The sequence below is a fragment of the Duganella sp. LjRoot269 genome, assembly GCF_964254095.1.
GTDB classification, from domain to species: Bacteria; Pseudomonadota; Gammaproteobacteria; order Burkholderiales; family Burkholderiaceae_D; genus Rugamonas; species Rugamonas hordei.
The window spans coordinates 3,235,508-3,250,206 of record NZ_CAXUSL020000001.1 but is presented as its reverse complement, the minus strand read 5'-3'; the positions used below and the strand labels follow the sequence as shown (position 1 = coordinate 3,250,206).

Below are 14,699 nucleotides of genomic sequence, written 5' to 3'. Positions count from 1 at the left end.
CGCAATTGAAAGCAATCCCATGATTAAAATAGACAAGATAAGTAAATGGTATGGTCCGTTCCAGGTGTTGAACCAATGTTCCACCATGGTCAACAAGGGCGATGTGATGGTGGTGTGCGGTCCTTCGGGTTCCGGAAAATCCACGCTGATCAAGACCGTGAACGGCCTGGAACCCGTTCAGCGCGGCAGCATCTGGGTCGACGACATTCCGGCCCACGATCCCAAGACCAACCTGGCGCAGTTGCGTGCGCGCATAGGAATGGTGTTTCAGAATTTCGAACTATTCCCCCATCTGTCGATCCGCGACAACCTGACGCTGGCCCAGGTCAAAGTGCTGGGCCGTCCGCGCGACGAAGCCACCAGCAAAGGCCTGGCCTATCTGGACCGGGTGGGCCTGCTCGGGCAACAGGACAAGTTTCCGGGACAGCTATCCGGTGGGCAGCAACAACGGGTGGCGATTGCCCGCGCGCTGGCGATGGATCCGATCGCGATGCTGTTTGACGAGCCGACCTCGGCGCTGGATCCGGAAATGATTAACGAAGTGCTGGACGTGATGGTCGAGCTCGCGCGCGAAGGCATGACGATGATGGTGGTGACGCACGAAATGGGATTCGCCAGGCGCGTCGCCAACCGGGTGGTGTTCATGGACCAGGGCTGCATCGTCGAAGACTGCGGGAAACAGGAGTTCTTCGATGCGCCCCGGTCAGAGCGCGCGCGCGATTTCCTGCGCAAGATCATCCATTGACAGCGTCCCGTCAGAACGCGCCGACGTAGTTTTCCGCCAATGCCGTCGCCATCGCGCGCGAGCTGACCACGCATTCCAGTTCCGCGCGCTGCACCTCGCGCTTGAACGGGGTGGCGTCGGCAAAGGTGTGCAGCAGGCTGGTCATCCACCACGAGAAGTATTCGGCGCGCCAGATGCGCTTCAGGGCCGCCGCCGTGTAGCCCTGCAGCCGCTCTTCGCTGCCTTGGCGGTAGAACTGCTCCAGCCCCTGCGCCAGCAGTTGCACGTCCGACACCGCCAGGTTCATGCCCTTGGCTCCGGTGGGCGGCACTATGTGCGCCGCGTCGCCGGCCAGGAACAGGCGGCCCGACTGCATCGGCGTCGAGACGAAGCTGCGCATGCCGATGATGTTTTTCTGGAAGATGCGGCCTTCGTTGACCCGCCAGCCGTCGTTGTTCTCCAGGCGCGCGTGCAGCTCGGCCCAGATGCGGTCGTCCGACCAGTTGTCGACGTGGTCGGCGGGATCGCACTGGAAGTACAGCCGCTGCACCGTCGGCGTACGCGTGCTGACCAGCGCAAAGCCGCGCTCATGCCGCGCATAGATCAGTTCATCGGACGATGGCGCCGATTCCACCAGGATGCCGAACCAGCCGAAGCCGTAGGTGCGCTGGTAGTCCTGCCGCCCCTGCCCCGGCATCGCCGGCCGCGTCACGCCGTGGTAGCCGTCGCAGCCGATGACGAAGTCGGCCTCGATGCGCGCCGCCTCGCCGCGATGGGTAAAGCTGACCGACGGCGTGGTGGTGTCGACCCCATGCAGTTCCACGGCGCTGACCTCGAACAGCAGTTCTCCCTGCGCCGCCAGCCGCGCCGCCACCAGGTCCTTGATCACCTCATGCTGCGGATAGACGGTGATGGATTTTCCGGTCAGCTCGGTCAGGTCGATGCGGTGACGCCGGCCGCCGAAGGCCAGTTCTATGCCATGGTGCAGCGCCCCCTCGGCCTGCATGCGGGCGCCGACGCCGGCGTTGTTGAGGATGTCCATGGTGCCTTGTTCCAGCACGCCGGCGCGGATGGTCGCTTCGATGTCGGCCTGGCTGCGCGACTCCAGCACGATCGATTCGATGCCGTTCAGATGCAGCAGATGGGATAGCAGCAGGCCCGCTGGGCCGGCGCCGATGATGGCTACCTGGGTACGCATGATGTCTCCGATATGGTGTAAGTGTGCAGCCATCGTAGCGCCGGGGGGCGTTAAAAAAAATGGATGAAACAGCATAAAACTTGTACTATTTCGACACCTCTTCACTTTCCCGGACCTTCCCGCCCATGGCCCGCAACGCAAAACCGGCACTGCCCGATGTTCCGCAATTCGGCCTGTATGGCGAGCAGGCACGGGGAGAAAATGCCGAATTCGTGCACATCGAGCTGATCGAAACCCGCAGCCGGGTGCACCACTGGCATATAGACAAGCACACGCACAGCGGCTTGTTTCAGGTACTTTTCCTCTACGGCGGCGAGGTCAGCGCCAGCGTCGACGGCGCCGTCTGGGAATGCAGCGCGCCGACCGTCATCACCATCCATCCCTCGGTGGTGCACGGCTTCGACTTCTCGGCCGAGGCGCACGGCTATGTGCTGACGGTGGACCAGAACGTGGTGTTTGCGGCGGCGGAAAACCATGGCGACCTGTATTCCTCGCTGTTTGTGGAGCCGCTGGCGATCGACCTGGCCGGCCAGCCGGAACTGCGCGCGCGCCTGGAATCGCTGCTGCAAAACCTGCTGACGGAAGCGGCCTGGCCGCAGTACGGCCACACCTTGATGCTGGACTGGCTAGCGCGCAGCGCCCTGCTGCTGCTGGTGCGCCTGCATGCGGAGCGCCGCCTTGCCGACCAGTCGGGGCGCAGCGATTTTGAACTGTTCAGCCGCTTCCGCACCGAGGTGGAACGTCGCTACAAGGAGCAATGGCAAGTCGGCCAATATGCCGAGGCGCTGCGGGCGACGCCGACCCGGCTCAATCGCCTGTGCCTCAAGCTGTCCGGCAAATCGGCGTTCGACATCACCCAGGACCGGCTGATGCTGGAAGCCTGCCGCAAGCTGACCTACCTGCCCGCCAGCATCGCCAGCATCGCCTACGAACTGGGATTCCAGGATCCGGCCTACTTCAGCCGCCTGTTCAAGAAACGCATGGGGCTGACGCCCAAGCAGTTCCGCAGCGGCTGACGCTCGAGTTACAACAAGGCGTTCAGCTCGACCTGGATCTTGATCAGCGCCGGCAGGCAGCGCTCCAGCATCTGCTCCAGCGGCATGCGCCCGGCGTGCACGCTGATGTTCATCGCCGCCACCACCTCGCCGCGGAAGTTCTTCAGCGGCACGGCGATGGTGCGCAAGCCCAGCTCCAGCTCCTGGTCCACCAGCGCATAGCCCTGCGCGCGGGTGCGCGCGATCTCCAGCGCCAGGCGTTCCTTGTTGACGATGGTGTGCTCGGTGATCCGCTCCGGCTGCGCGCGCTCCAGGAAGGCATCGATCTGCGGCTGCGGCAGGTGCGCCAGCAGCACGCGGCCATTGGCCGTGCAGTAGGCCGGCACCCGGGTGCCCGGCTGCAGCGTGACCGACACCAGCTGCCCGGCACTGACGGCGGCCACGCACACCAGCTGGTCGTGATCGAGCACGCCGGCAGATGCCGCCTCGCCCAGCGCATAGGCCAGCCGGTACAGCAGGGGCTGCACGATGCGCGGCAGGCGCGCCGAATGCAGGTACGACTGGCCCAGCCGCAGCACCATGGGCGTCAGCGCGAACTGCTTGTTCTCGTGCCGCATATAGCCCAGGTGGGTCAGCGTGATCAGGTAGCGGCGCGCGGCCGCCCGTGTCAGGCCGGTGCGCTCGGCCACCTCGGCGATGGTCAGGCGGCTGCGCTCCTGGTCGAAGGCGGCGATCACCTGCAAGCCTTTTTCCAGGCCGGCCACCATATCGCGCTGAGCGGGAATGTCTTGTTCTGTGTCCATGGCGAAGAAATCCGGGAATTTGTGCGAGTATCGCACATTTTGTGCGCATAGCGGATATCATCCGCCGCCGGCATATTGTGGCGCGACGCCCCATTTCATACCATGGCTTCCACGCATACCACAGCAACCATCAGGAGGCCCCCTTGAAATTCGATGCCATCCCGTCCGGCGTCTACCCGGAACTGATCTACCCGCCCTACAAGTCGACGCTGAAGCGCGGCCCCACCCAGCCGCTGCTGCGCATCCGCGCCGACCAGCCGGTGCAGGACAACCTGGTGCCGTCGCCGTGCATCCTGCTGCCCAACGACATGGACCTGACGGCGCACGGCAACGGCGCGCCGCTGGGCGAGAAGATCGTCGTCACCGGCCGCGTGGTCGACGAGGACGGCAAGCCGGTGCGCAATTCGTTGCTGGAAGTCTGGCAATGCAACTCGGCCGGGCGCTACTGGCACAAGAAGGACCAGCACGATGCGCCGCTCGACCCGAATTTCTACGGCATCGGCAAGATGATGACCGACGACGACGGCCGCTACCGCTTCGTCACCATCAAGCCCGGTCCCTACCCGTGGGGCAATCACGACAAGGCCTGGCGGCCGGCGCACATCCACTTTTCGCTGTTCGGCAACGTGTACGCGCAGCGCCTGGTCACGCAGATGTACTTCCCCAGCGATCCGCTGTTCGACTACGATCCGATTTTCCAGAGCATCCCGGACCTGGCCGCGCGCCAGCGCCTGGTTTCGCGCTACAGCCTGGAACACACCGACAGCGACAAGATGCTGGGCTATGAATTCGATATCGTGCTGCGCGGCCGCGACGCCACGCCCATGGGTCTTTAAAGGAGCAAGCCGCATGAGCCACATCACCACTTCGCAAACCATCGGACCGTTCTCGCATGAAGCCTGGCAGTGGGCGGCTGACGCCAGCGCCGCCGGCAAGCTGGAAACCACGGCCGCCACCATCGTCATCGAGGGCACCATCTACGACGGCGACGGCACGCCGATCAACGACGCCCAGATCGAAGCCTGGCAACCGGCGGCCGCCGGCGCAGAGGCGGCGCAGGCGCTGCCCGGCTTCCGCCGCGTGCCCAGCGGCGAACGGGGTGAATTCAGTCTGCGGCTGTCGCAATGCGCGGCGCCGTCCGGCGGCGTGCCGGCCACCTTCGTCACGGTGTTCGCACGCGGCCTGGTCAAGCACCAATTCACCGCCGTGTTCCTGGAGGACGACAGCGGTCTGGCCCAATCGGCGATACTGCAACAGGTGCCCGCCGGGCGCCGTCCCACCCTGATCGCCCGCAAGACCGCGCCCGGGGTCTATCATTGGGACATCTGGATGCAGTCCGATAAGGAAACCGCATTCTTCGACTATGTCTGACCTCGCAGCGGAGTTCTCTTGAGCGTATCGATTTTCGACAATTTCCTCACCACGCCTGACATGATCGCCGTCTTCGACGACGCGGCGATCGTGCAGGCCATGCTGCGCTTCGAACAGGCGCTGGCCCAGGCCCAGGCCGAGCAAGGCATGCTGCCGCCGGAAACGGCGCGCGCCATCGCCGGCGTCTGCAACGCGCAGCTGTACGATATTCCCGCCATCGTCAGCGCCGGCCGCCGCGCCGGCAGCCTGGCGATACCGCTGGTGCGCGAGCTGACGCGTACCGTGGCGCTGTACGATGCTGAGGCGGCCGCCCGCGTCCACTGGGGCAGCACCAGCCAGGACGTGATCGACACCGCCATGGTGCTGGCCACGCGCGACGCGCTGCAACTGCTGGACGACGGCCTGCACGACCTGACCGGCCATCTGCTGCAACTGGCGGAGCGGCATGCGGAGACGCCGGTGCTGGCGCGCACGCTGATGCAGCCGGCGCAGGTGAGCAGCTTCGGCTTCAAGGCGGCAGGCTGGCTGGCGCCGCTGGTGCGTGCCCGCGCGCGCCTGCGCGAGTGCGCCGCCCGCGCGCTGCAGCTGCAGCTGGGCGGCGCGGTCGGCACGCTGGCCGTGATGGGAGAACAAGGCGCGGCCGTGGCGGCGCTGGTGGCCGCCGATCTGGGCCTGAAGGTGGCGGACGCCGCCTGGCACACGCAGCGCGACGAGTGGGTGCGCCTGGGCCTGGAGGTGGCGGTGCTGACCGGCAGCCTGGGCAAGATCGCCACCGACATCAGCCTGATGGCGCAAGGCGAGATCGCCGAACTGGCGGAACCGTCCGGCCAGGGCCGCGGCGGATCTTCCGCCATGCCGCACAAGCGCAACCCGGTGTCGGCCATGATCACGCTGGCCGCCGCCACCCGCACGCCGCAGCACGCGGCCGCGCTGCTGGCCAGCATGGGGCAGCAGCATGAGCGCGGCCTGGGCAACTGGCAGGCCGAACTGGCTGAATGGCCAGGCCTGTTCCTCAGCGCGCACGGCGCGCTGCAAGCGCTGAACGACGCCTTCGCGGGCCTGCAGGTCGACTCCGCGCGCATGCTGCGCAACATCGACGCCCTGCAGGGACTGGTGTTTGCCGAGGCGGCATCGGCCTGGCTGGCGGCGGTCATCGGGCGGCCGGCGGCCCACAGCCTGCTGGAAAAAATGAGCGCCGAAGCGCTGGCCGGCGGACGCCATCTGGCCGACGTGCTGGCCGAGGCGATACGGGCCGACGACAAGCTGCGCGGCCAGGTCGACCTGGCCGCGCTGGCATCGCTGTTCGACCCGGCCGCCGCCGCCGAGCCGGCACTACGCCTGGCGCGGCAGCAGCTGCAAGGCCTGCGCCGGGACATCGCCGCATTGAACGACCACCCTTTCCATCACAGGAAGACAGCATGAGCTTTGATCCCATCGACCACGACTTCGAACGCGGGCTGAATAACCGCCGCGCCATCCTCGGCGACGCCTGGGTGGAAAAATCGCTGGCAAATTCCAACAGCTTCAACGCCGAGTTCCAGAACCTGATCACGCGCTTTGCCTGGAACGAGATCTGGGGCCGTCCGGGCCTGGAGCAGAAGACCCGGCGCGCCATGGTCCTGGCCACCACCATCGCGCTGGGACGCTGGGAGGAATTCGAACTGCACGTGCGCGCCGCGCTGCTGGGCGATGCGTCGAACCGCCTGTCGCCGGACGAACTGAAGGAAGTGCTGATACAGTCGGCGATCTACGCCGGCGTCCCGGCGGCCAACACCGCCTTCGCCCATGCGATGGCGATCTTGCGTGAGGTCGGGCCGCAGATCGGCTATGCGCTGGAACCGGCGGCGCCGGCCGCCGCCAGCCATCCCGGCGTCGGCCGCGAAGGCCGTAGCGCCGGCCAGCCCGCCCTGCACTACACGGTGCGCGAACCGCGCAACGGCAAGGCGCCGCGCCACACCGTGGTGCTGAGCCACGCCCTCGGCTGCGACCTGACGATGTGGGACAGCCTGGCCAACCAGCTGGCCGCCGACTGCCGCGTGATCGCCTACGACCATCGCGGCCACGGAAGCTCGGCGGCGCCGCAAGGCATGTACAGCATGGCCGACCTGGCCGACGACGCGGTAGCACTGCTGCGCGAGCTCGATACCGGCCCGGTGGTATGGGTGGGGCTGTCGATGGGCGGCATGGCCGGCCAGGAGCTGGCATTGCGTCATCCGTCGCTGGTGCGCGCCCTGGTACTGGGCAACACCACCTCCCGCTATCCGGAGGCCGCGCGCGAAGCCTGGCAGCAGCGCATCGTCACCGTGCGCGAGCAAGGCATCGAGGCGATCGCCGACGCGGTGATGGGCCGCTACTTCCACGATGGTTTCCGCGCCGAGCATGCGGCCACAGTGGCACGTTTCCGCCGCCGCCTGCTCGCCACCGACACCACGGGCTATATGGGCTGCTGCAACGCGGTCGGCGCGATCGACACCACGGAACGGCTGGGCGCCATCGCGGTGCCGACGCTGGTGATCGCCGGTGAACTGGACCAGGGCACGCCGGTCAGCATGGCGCAGACCGTGCAACAGGCCATCCCCGGCGCCGCGCTGGTCGTGCTGCCCAATGCCTCGCACCTGGGCGCGGTCGAACAGCCGGAGCCGTTCGCGGCGGCCGTCGCCGGCTTCATCGCCGGCTTGTAGACGGGCCGCCGTCCCGCCTGGCGCTATACGCCCGGGTCGCGCACCTTGTCGACCTGGTCGAACTCGATGTTGTAGAAGGAGCCGGCGGAGGCCTCGGCCTTGCGGATGTACACGGTCTGCACGATGTCGCGGCTGGCGGCGTCGATGCTGACCGGGCCGCGCACGCTGGTCCACGCCATGCCCTTCATCGCCGCCAGCAGCTTGTCGCCGTCGCTGTCGCCATTGGTCTGCCTCAGCGCCTGGTACAGCAGGTGCATGCCGTCGTAGGCGCCGACCGAATGGAAGTTGGGCCGCATGCCGGGATTCGCCTTGACGAAGGCTTCCACATACGCCTTGTTCTCGGCCGATGGATGGGCCGCCGAATAGTGATGGCTGCTGACGACACCAGCGGCGGCCGGGCCGATGCTGGCCATCAGGTCGTCATCGAGCACGTCGCCGGTGCAGATCAGCCGTATGCCGGCGGCCGCCAGCCCGCGCTCGGTGAACTGCTTGAGCACAGCGGCGCCCTCGCCCGACGGCACGAACACGAACAGCGCGTCCGGCTTCAAATCCTTGACCCGCGCCAGGAATGGCGCGTAGTCCGGGTTGCGCAGCGGCGCGCGCAGGCTGTCGAGCATCTTGCCGCCGCCTTCGAGCAAGCCCTTGGCGAACACCTTTTCCGCGTCCAGCCCCGGCCCGTAATCGCTGACCAGGCTCACCGCGCTTTTGATCTTGTTTTTGGCGGCCCACTGCGCCATCGGCGCCGTCACCTGCGCCAGCGTGAAGCCGGTGCGCACGATGTACGGGGAGCGCTGCGGCACCGCCGACGCGGCGGCGGCCATCACGATCATCGGCACCTTGGCCTGGGTGGCGACCGGCGCGGCGGCGAAGGCCAGCGGCGTCAGGCCGAACCCGGCCAGCACCTGCACCTTGTCGCGCGCCACCAGTTCCTGCGCCAGCCGCTTGGTCACGTCCGGCGACACGCCGCCGTCGTCCTTGAGGATGATCTCGACCGGACGGCCGGCGACGCTGGCACCATGCTGCCGCAGGTACAGCCGCACCGCCGCCTCGATCTGGCGTCCGGTGGAGGCGAACGGGCCGGACATCGGCACGACCAGGCCGACCTTCAGCGGCTCGGCGGCGGCGGCGATGGACGGCAGCACTCCGGCCGACACGGCGGCGGCGCCCAGCAGCAGCTGGCGGCGTTGGTGGTTGATGGGGTCTCTCATGGTGTCTCCTCGTTTTAGTTGATTTATAAGTCCAGCAACAGCGTGGCGGTTTGGGAACGCGAACAACATGGGGTGAACTGGTCATTGGCGGCCTGCTCCGCCTCGTCCAGATACAGGTCGCGGTGGTCCGGCACGCCGTCCAGCACGCGCGTCAGGCAGGTGCCGCACACGCCCTGCTCGCAGGACGCGGGTATGAACACGCCGGCGTCGTTCAGCACGCGCAGCACCGTGCTGTCGGCCGGGATGGCATACACCTTGCCGCTGGAAGCCAGCTTCACCTCGAACGGCTGGTCGCCTTCCGTGGCCGGCGCGGCGGCGGCGCCGAAGTATTCGAGGTGCAACTGGTCCTGCGGCCAGTCATGCGCCTTGGCCGTGGCCTTCACATGGTCGATGAAGCCGGCCGGACCGCACAGATAGATGTGCGTCTGGCGGTCCAGCCGCGCCAGCAGCGCCGGCAGGTCCAGCTTCTGCGCGGCGTCGCCGCTGTCGTAGTGGAAGTGCACCTGCGGCGCGAACGGCGCGGCGGCGATGCGCTGGCGGAAAGCGGTACGCTCGGGCGAGCGCGCGCAGTAGTGCATCTCGAACGCCGCGCCCTGCGCCGATAGCGCTTCCGCCATCGCCAGGATGGGCGTGACGCCGATGCCGCCGGCCAGCAGCAGGCTGCGTTGGGAGTCCGCCAGCGGGAAGTGGTTCTTCGGCGCGCTGATGCGCAGCGTGGCGCCGGCCTGCACTCCGTCGTGCATGGCCTTCGAGCCGCCGCGCGACGATGGATCGCGCAGCACGCCGATCAGGTAGCGGTGACGTTCATGCGGCGGATTGCACAGCGAGTACTGCCGCACCAGGCCGGAGCCGAGATGGACGTCGATATGCGCGCCGGCCTCGAAAGCCGGCAGCGCCGCGCCGTCGGGACTGACCAGCTCATAGCTGCAAATGTCCTCGGCCTCCTGCTGCTTGCGCTCGACCCGGACCTGCAGGAGATCGGTACTCATACGGCCCGCTCCTTCTCCAGCCACTGGTCCAGCACGCGGCGCGACTGCACACCGCCGGCATCGATATTCAGCATCAGCAGCTTGCGTTCGGGATGGCGCAGGATGTTGGCCTGCTGTAGCTCCAGCATCGCCCGGTCCTCGCCGAATATCTTGCCCTGGCCTTCGCGGATGGTGTCGGTCAGCTCCTGGTCATCGGGCTTGAAGTTGCGCGCCATGCCCCAGAAGTACCAGTGCGACGTTTCGCTTTCCGGCGTGATGAAATCGACCACGATGCTGGAAGCCTTGTGTTCCGGCGCGGCGTCGTAACCACCCTTGCCCGCATGCGCCACGCCGACCTCGATCATCACGTGGCTGGGCGCCGTGAAGCGGCAGATCTGCCAGCGGTCCACCGGCACGTCGTCCGCCAGGCCGTTGCCGCGCAAGGCCGCGCGCCAGAACGGCGGCGCCATGATGTTTTCCATATAGCGGCTGGTGATCACCTCCTCGCCCTCGACCCGGGTGCTGACCGGCGCCTCGTCGATCTCTTTCTGGCCGATGCTCGACGCGTGCACATAGGTCTCGTGCGTCAGGTCCATCAGGTTGTCGATCATCAGGCGGTATTCGCAGTTGATGTGATACAGGCCGCCGCCGTAGGCCCAGGCCGGATTGTCCGCCCATTCCAGATGATGGATCAGCGCCGGATCGGCCAGTTCGCGCTCGCCGGTCCAGACCCAGATAAAGCCGTAGCGCTCTTCCACCGGATAGCTGCGGATGCAGGGGAAGCCGCGCACGCGCTGGCCCGGCATGCTGATCACCTTGCCGTCGCAGCCCATCTCCAGGCCGTGGTAGCCGCACACCAGCTGGCCGTCCCGCACGAAGCCCAGCGACAGCGGCGCGCCGCGGTGCGGGCAGAAATCCTCCACCGCCGCCACCTTGCCCTCCGCTCCGCGATAAAACACGATCTTCTCGCCGCAGATCTGGCGTCCCAGCGGCTTGCCGTCGATTTCGTCCGGGGTGCAGGCCACGTACCAGGTATTTTTAGGGTACATCTCGTCTCCTCGTTCCGTTTTAGATTAATATTCAGTGCACTGAATGTTGTAAAGTATAGCCCTGAAACCGGCAAAGTAAACACCCGGTACGAATTCTTTTTTACACCGCGCACGCGGAGACCACGCCATGCCTGAAACAGAGAGCCAATTGACCAATCTGTACGAACACCCGGGCCACTTGCTGCGCCGGGCGCAGCAAATCTCGGTGTCGATTTTTTACGACGAAATGGGCGACGAGCTGACCCCGGTGCAGTACGCGATGCTGCGCAATCTGGAAAGCCACGCCGGCATCGACCAGGTATCGCTGTCGGCCATCAGCGGCATCGACACCTCCACCGGCGCCACCGTCTGCGGGCGGCTGGAAGAAAAGGGACTGCTGAACCGCACTGTGATTCCGACCAACCGCCGCCAGCGCGCCCTGACCATCACCGCTACCGGCGAACAGCTGCTGGCCGATCTGATTCCAGGCTCCCAGCGCTTGCGGCGCCGTCTGCTGGCCCCGCTCAGCGGCCCGGAGCAGCTGAAATTCATGGAGCTGCTGACCAAGCTGGTGCAGGAAAACAACGAACAAAGCCGCGCGCCGCTGAGCAGAGCGGTGCCCGCCGCACGCGAGGAAAGCTGAAAAACATAATGTTCGACTACCGCACAATAGTGTTTTAATCGCACAACCTTGAGGTATCATGGTCTGCCGCCCGGCATCCGGGTGCGCCCATGACTACAACAGGAGACCTTATGAAACGCTACGCCATCGCCGGCCTGACCGCCATGCTGCTTGTCCCCACCCTGCCCGCGTTCGCGCAAAACGCCGCCAAGACCGCCGCCATCGAGCTCGCGGACAAGGCGGCGGCCAACATCCAGAAAAAAGGCGTCGACGAAGCCTGCAAGGAGTTCGCCGATCCCAAGCAAGGCTATATCCAGGGCGAGGTGTATGTCGTGGTGCAGGACATGCAATGCAAGATGGTCTGCCATCCCCTGCTGCCGAAAATGAACGGCAAGGACATGACCGAGCTGAAAGACTCCAACGGCAAATACTTCACCCAGGAGATGAGGAAGGTCGCCCAGTCCGGCAAACCGGGCTGGGTGGACTATGTGTGGCCAAATCCGACGTCCAAGGCGCTTGAACCCAAGTCCGCCTTCGTGCGCAAGGTGGACGATAAATACATGGTCAGCGTCGGCATCTACGACAAGAAATAATAAACCGATGGCGGCATGCCGGATGCCGCCATCACCAACAAGGGCCGCCGCCTCAGGCCACGGCGACCAGGCGATCCAGCTTGTCGCCGTCGGCCAGCAGGCTGGCGCTGTCCGAGTCGTGGACGATGCGGCCGCGATCGAGCACGATGGCGCGCTGGGTCAGCGACAACGCCAGCCGCGCATGCTGCTCGACCACGATCACCGACATGCCCTCCTCCTGCACCAGCCGGCGTATCACCCGCACCAGCTCCTGCACGATGATGGGGGCGAGGCCTTCCATCGGCTCGTCCAGCAGCAGGATGCGCGGATTGGTCATCAGTGCCCGCGCAATCGCCACCATCTGCTGCTCGCCGCCGGACAACTGGTTGCCCATGTTGGTGCGGCGTTCGGCCAGGCGCGGGAATATCTCGTAGACCTTTTGCAGATTCCAGCGGCCGGGACGCGCCACCACCGTCAGATGTTCCTCCACCGTCAGCGACGGGAACATATGCCGCTCCTGCGGCACCCAGCCCAGGCCCGCGCGCGCGCGCCGGTGCGTGGGCATGCGCGCGATGTCGCCGCCGGCCCAGCGGATTCCGCCACCGTGCAGCCGCGTCAATCCCATCAGCGTTACCAGCAGGCTGGTTTTGCCGACGCCGTTGCGGCCCAACAGCGCCAGGCTGTCGCCCTCGTTCAGCGTGAACGACACCTCTTCCAGCACGATGGACTCGCCGTAACCGGCGGTGACTTTATCGAGCGCCAGCAGCTCACCCATGTTCGGCCTCCCCCAGATAAACTTCCTTGACGCGCGGATCGGCCGCGATCTCCGCCGGCGTGCCCTCGGTCAGCACTTTGCCGCCCACCATCACCGTGATACGGTCGGCGAAGCGGAACACCAGTCCCATATCGTGTTCGATGAACAGCACCGTCACGTCGCGCGGCAATTGCGCCAGCACCTCGAACAGCTCCTTGCTCTCCGCCTGCGGGATGCCGGCGGCCGGCTCGTCCAGCAGCAGGATGCGCGGCCTGGTGGCCAGCGCCAGCGCGATTTCCACCAGCCGCTGCTTACCGTAGGCCATGCTGCGCGTGACGCTGTTGGCCTGGTCGGTCAGCTTGAGCGTGGCCAGCAGGGCCATCGCCTCGTCGATCACGTCGGCATGTTTGGCGACCGTCTTGTACCAGACCGATTGCAGGCCGCGCCGCTCGCAGATCGCCAGCGCCACCGATTCCAGCACCGTCATGCCGGCGAACAGCGTGTTGAGCTGGAAGGTGCGCGTCATGCCGCGCCCCACCCGCTGGTGCTGCGGCAGGTGCGTGATGTCCTCGCCGCCCAGGTAGACCTTGCCGCTGCTGGGCATGAAGCCGCCCGTCAGCAGATTGATGAAGGTGGTCTTGCCGGCGCCGTTGGGACCGATCAGCGCGTGGCGCGCGCCGGGTTCGAAGGTCAGGCTGACGTCGCTGTTGGCGACGAACGGCCCCCAGCGCTTGGTCAGGCCTTCCGTGCGCAGTGTAATGTCCTGGCTCATGCCTGCTCCTTCCGTTTGAAACGCGATGCCATTTTTTCCAGCCCGCCCAGGATGCCGCCGCGCGCGAACAGCACGATCACCATCAGCAGCAGGCCGATATAAAACTGCCAGTAGGCCGGATTGAGTCCGGCGATATAGTCCTGCGCCAGCATGAACACGGCGGCGCCGACCAGCGCGCCGTACAGGCGGCCGGTCCCGCCCAGCACCAGCATGATCAGCAGTTCGGCCGAGCGAGGAAAGCCCAGCGAGTCCAGTCCCACGAACTGCGTGGTCTGCGCCAGCAGCGCGCCGGCCAGGCCGGCCACCGTGGCGGCGAGCGTGAACACGGCCACCAGCCGGCGGTTGACGTTGACGCCCAGCGCAGGCATGCGGCGCGCGCCCTCGCGGATGCCGATCAGGCTCAAGCCGAACGGCGACTTCACCACCCGGCGCAGCACCACGAACACGATGAACAGCACGGCGAAGCTGTAGCAGTAGGCGACATTGCCGTTCAAATCGAACTCGAAGGCGCCGAACAATTTACCGACCATCATGCCGGACAAGCCATCCACGCCGCCGGTGAGGAAGGAAGCCTTGTTGGCCGCCTCGAACAGCATCAGGCCTATGCCCAGCGTGACCATCAGCCGCGTCAGGTCCTGTCCGCGCACCACCAGGAAGGAGACGACGAAACCGAACAGGCCAGCCACTACCGCGCCGGCCAGCAGGCCGCTGAGCGGTTCGCTCCAGCCGTGCACCGACAGCAGCCCGGCGGTGTAGGCCCCCAAGCCGAAGAAAGCGGCGTGGCCCAGCGAGACGATGCCGGCGTAGCCCAGCATCAGGTCCAGCGACAAGGCGAACAGGCCAACGATCATGATCTGGCTGATCAGCACCAGATAGCCGGGGAAGGCGAAGTACGCGGCCACCGGCAGCAGCCAGAAGGCGATTTCCAGCGGCGACCAGCGGTCGTTGGGCAAACGGAGTGGGTTCATGCCAGGTGCCTGGTTGGTGGCGGAGTGCGCCGGTT

The 14,699-nt window shown here is 66.3% G+C and carries 16 protein-coding genes; 8 read left to right on the top strand and 8 right to left on the bottom strand.

The genetic code is table 11. The annotated features are described in order from the left end of the window. The first annotated feature begins 19 nt into the window (after positions 1–19). Entirely contained in the window at positions 20–745 is a 726-nt protein-coding gene (locus ACSQ3S_RS14605; RefSeq protein WP_176650305.1) for an amino acid ABC transporter ATP-binding protein, read from the top strand. 10 nt (positions 746–755) lie between these two features. Here the strand turns inward: ACSQ3S_RS14605 and ACSQ3S_RS14600 are convergent, their stop codons facing one another. Beyond that, on the bottom strand, positions 756–1,922 hold the full coding sequence (locus ACSQ3S_RS14600; protein ID WP_436142799.1) for a 4-hydroxybenzoate 3-monooxygenase: 1,167 nt from the start codon (positions 1,920–1,922) through the stop codon (positions 756–758). A gap of 125 nt (positions 1,923–2,047) precedes the next feature. On the opposite strand from ACSQ3S_RS14600, the gene ACSQ3S_RS14595 reads away from it, so the two are divergent. Further along, positions 2,048–2,938, top strand: a complete 891-nt coding sequence (locus ACSQ3S_RS14595; protein ID WP_436142798.1) for a helix-turn-helix domain-containing protein — start codon at positions 2,048–2,050, stop codon at positions 2,936–2,938. An 8-nt stretch (positions 2,939–2,946) separates the two neighbouring features. Here ACSQ3S_RS14595 and ACSQ3S_RS14590 read toward each other — a convergent pair whose 3' ends face one another. Continuing rightward, a complete protein-coding gene (locus ACSQ3S_RS14590; protein WP_436142797.1) occupies positions 2,947–3,720 on the bottom strand; it encodes an IclR family transcriptional regulator domain-containing protein in 774 nt (257 codons plus the stop codon). A gap of 143 nt (positions 3,721–3,863) precedes the next feature. Here ACSQ3S_RS14590 and pcaH point away from each other — a divergent pair, with 143 nt between their 5' ends. From pcaH to pcaCD, 4 genes are read left to right on the top strand one after another with little or no spacing between them, the layout of a single operon-like run. After that, complete coding sequence (gene pcaH, locus ACSQ3S_RS14585) at positions 3,864–4,556, top strand: protocatechuate 3,4-dioxygenase subunit beta (RefSeq protein ID WP_436142796.1); 693 nt, start codon at positions 3,864–3,866, stop codon at positions 4,554–4,556. Between the two features lie 13 nt (positions 4,557–4,569). After that, positions 4,570–5,091: a protocatechuate 3,4-dioxygenase gene (locus ACSQ3S_RS14580; RefSeq protein ID WP_413446495.1), complete on the top strand. Its 522-nt coding sequence runs from the start codon at positions 4,570–4,572 to the stop codon at positions 5,089–5,091. 18 nt (positions 5,092–5,109) lie between these two features. After that, on the top strand, positions 5,110–6,513 hold the full coding sequence (gene pcaB / locus ACSQ3S_RS14575; RefSeq protein ID WP_436142795.1) for a 3-carboxy-cis,cis-muconate cycloisomerase: 1,404 nt from the start codon (positions 5,110–5,112) through the stop codon (positions 6,511–6,513). Beyond that, positions 6,510–7,772, top strand: a complete 1,263-nt coding sequence (pcaCD, locus tag ACSQ3S_RS14570; RefSeq protein ID WP_176650298.1) for a bifunctional 4-carboxymuconolactone decarboxylase/3-oxoadipate enol-lactonase PcaCD — start codon at positions 6,510–6,512, stop codon at positions 7,770–7,772. The genes pcaB and pcaCD overlap by 4 nt, the downstream gene beginning before the upstream one ends. Before the next feature lie 23 nt (positions 7,773–7,795). Here pcaCD and ACSQ3S_RS14565 read toward each other — a convergent pair whose 3' ends face one another. The 3 genes from ACSQ3S_RS14565 to ACSQ3S_RS14555 are packed head-to-tail and all read right to left on the bottom strand — an operon-like array spanning position 7,796 to position 10,997. Then, positions 7,796–8,980, bottom strand: a complete 1,185-nt coding sequence (locus tag ACSQ3S_RS14565; RefSeq protein ID WP_436142794.1) for an ABC transporter substrate-binding protein — start codon at positions 8,978–8,980, stop codon at positions 7,796–7,798. Between the two features lie 23 nt (positions 8,981–9,003). Beyond that, a complete protein-coding gene (locus tag ACSQ3S_RS14560; protein ID WP_436142793.1) occupies positions 9,004–9,969 on the bottom strand; it encodes a PDR/VanB family oxidoreductase in 966 nt (321 codons plus the stop codon). Next, positions 9,966–10,997: an aromatic ring-hydroxylating oxygenase subunit alpha gene (locus ACSQ3S_RS14555; protein ID WP_176650295.1), complete on the bottom strand. Its 1,032-nt coding sequence runs from the start codon at positions 10,995–10,997 to the stop codon at positions 9,966–9,968. The genes ACSQ3S_RS14560 and ACSQ3S_RS14555 overlap by 4 nt, the downstream gene beginning before the upstream one ends. 127 nt (positions 10,998–11,124) lie before the next feature. Here ACSQ3S_RS14555 and ACSQ3S_RS14550 point away from each other — a divergent pair, with 127 nt between their 5' ends. Continuing rightward, positions 11,125–11,619: a MarR family winged helix-turn-helix transcriptional regulator gene (locus ACSQ3S_RS14550; protein WP_436142792.1), complete on the top strand. Its 495-nt coding sequence runs from the start codon at positions 11,125–11,127 to the stop codon at positions 11,617–11,619. 110 nt (positions 11,620–11,729) lie between these two features. After that, positions 11,730–12,191 (top strand): cache domain-containing protein, encoded by a 462-nt coding sequence (locus ACSQ3S_RS14545; RefSeq protein ID WP_353397786.1) that lies wholly within the window; start codon positions 11,730–11,732, stop codon positions 12,189–12,191. A gap of 52 nt (positions 12,192–12,243) precedes the next feature. Here ACSQ3S_RS14545 and ACSQ3S_RS14540 read toward each other — a convergent pair whose 3' ends face one another. Genes ACSQ3S_RS14540 through ACSQ3S_RS14530 form a run of 3 tightly spaced genes read right to left on the bottom strand, consistent with a single transcriptional unit; the run spans position 12,244 to position 14,664 of the window. After that, the gene (locus ACSQ3S_RS14540; protein ID WP_436142791.1) at positions 12,244–12,945 is read right to left on the bottom strand and encodes an ABC transporter ATP-binding protein; all 702 of its coding nucleotides are present in this window, start codon (positions 12,943–12,945) and stop codon (positions 12,244–12,246) included. Then, positions 12,938–13,696: an ABC transporter ATP-binding protein gene (locus tag ACSQ3S_RS14535; protein ID WP_176650291.1), complete on the bottom strand. Its 759-nt coding sequence runs from the start codon at positions 13,694–13,696 to the stop codon at positions 12,938–12,940. Before ACSQ3S_RS14535 ends, ACSQ3S_RS14540 begins: the two co-directional genes overlap by 8 nt. After that, positions 13,693–14,664 (bottom strand): branched-chain amino acid ABC transporter permease, encoded by a 972-nt coding sequence (locus tag ACSQ3S_RS14530; protein WP_353399189.1) that lies wholly within the window; start codon positions 14,662–14,664, stop codon positions 13,693–13,695. Before ACSQ3S_RS14530 ends, ACSQ3S_RS14535 begins: the two co-directional genes overlap by 4 nt. Positions 14,665–14,699 lie beyond the last annotated feature (35 nt).

Coding starts and splice junctions, on each gene's coding strand:
- ACSQ3S_RS14605 (WP_176650305.1), top strand. CDS start 20: ATGATTAAAATAGACAAGATAAGTAAATGGTATGGTCCGTTCCAGGTG.
- ACSQ3S_RS14600 (WP_436142799.1), bottom strand. CDS start 1,922: ATGCGTACCCAGGTAGCCATCATCGGCGCCGGCCCAGCGGGCCTGCTG.
- ACSQ3S_RS14595 (WP_436142798.1), top strand. CDS start 2,048: ATGGCCCGCAACGCAAAACCGGCACTGCCCGATGTTCCGCAATTCGGC.
- ACSQ3S_RS14590 (WP_436142797.1), bottom strand. CDS start 3,720: ATGGACACAGAACAAGACATTCCCGCTCAGCGCGATATGGTGGCCGGC.
- ACSQ3S_RS14580 (WP_413446495.1), top strand. CDS start 4,570: ATGAGCCACATCACCACTTCGCAAACCATCGGACCGTTCTCGCATGAA.
- pcaCD (WP_176650298.1), top strand. CDS start 6,510: ATGAGCTTTGATCCCATCGACCACGACTTCGAACGCGGGCTGAATAAC.
- ACSQ3S_RS14565 (WP_436142794.1), bottom strand. CDS start 8,980: ATGAGAGACCCCATCAACCACCAACGCCGCCAGCTGCTGCTGGGCGCC.
- ACSQ3S_RS14560 (WP_436142793.1), bottom strand. CDS start 9,969: ATGAGTACCGATCTCCTGCAGGTCCGGGTCGAGCGCAAGCAGCAGGAG.
- ACSQ3S_RS14555 (WP_176650295.1), bottom strand. CDS start 10,997: ATGTACCCTAAAAATACCTGGTACGTGGCCTGCACCCCGGACGAAATC.
- ACSQ3S_RS14550 (WP_436142792.1), top strand. CDS start 11,125: ATGCCTGAAACAGAGAGCCAATTGACCAATCTGTACGAACACCCGGGC.
- ACSQ3S_RS14545 (WP_353397786.1), top strand. CDS start 11,730: ATGAAACGCTACGCCATCGCCGGCCTGACCGCCATGCTGCTTGTCCCC.
- ACSQ3S_RS14540 (WP_436142791.1), bottom strand. CDS start 12,945: ATGGGTGAGCTGCTGGCGCTCGATAAAGTCACCGCCGGTTACGGCGAG.
- ACSQ3S_RS14535 (WP_176650291.1), bottom strand. CDS start 13,696: ATGAGCCAGGACATTACACTGCGCACGGAAGGCCTGACCAAGCGCTGG.
- ACSQ3S_RS14530 (WP_353399189.1), bottom strand. CDS start 14,664: ATGAACCCACTCCGTTTGCCCAACGACCGCTGGTCGCCGCTGGAAATC.